We start from the raw sequence: 434 nt of genomic DNA, 5'->3' as shown, positions 1-434 counted from the left end.
GAAGTAGGCTTTTCAGATCAAAGCCAACTGCACCGTGCTTTTGTTAGTTATACCGCCTCAACACCACGACAATACCAACGAGTAACGTCAATTTTCGACAATAATTATTGAATGTAAAAATCTATAGTTTGATAACGATTTAGACTATAGGTAACCATGAATGTTGTTTTCAACCCTTTTCCCTGTGGCTTTTCCTGCTCTGGTATTAGCTCACTTCGTCGCACTATTGAGTCCGGGACAGGACTTTTTCTTGATAGTTGATCACTCAATCCGACATAAATTGCATGGAAGTCGATTTATCTGTCTGGGGGTCGCATTGGGAAATGCCGTTTATATCGCGGTCGCAATTCTTGGTTGGACAAGTATCCGTGATAATCCTGTCGTTTTTTCAGCAGTTGAGATCTTTGGTGCTACTTATCTTTTGTGGATTGGTT

The 434-nt window shown here is 40.8% G+C and carries 1 protein-coding gene; it reads left to right on the top strand.

The window, feature by feature from the left end:
- Positions 1-160: 160 nt before the first annotated feature.
- Positions 161-434, top strand: a 274-nt coding sequence (locus AB4585_RS29500; protein WP_372172392.1) for a LysE family translocator, incomplete at its 3' end; no start/stop codon positions are given.

Source organism: Vibrio sp. 10N.222.49.C9 (assembly GCF_041474985.1).
In the GTDB taxonomy this organism is placed as follows: Bacteria; Pseudomonadota; Gammaproteobacteria; order Enterobacterales; family Vibrionaceae; genus Vibrio; species Vibrio crassostreae_C.
Note: the sequence above shows the minus strand (reverse complement) of the source record. Positions and strands in the feature narration are given on the sequence as shown.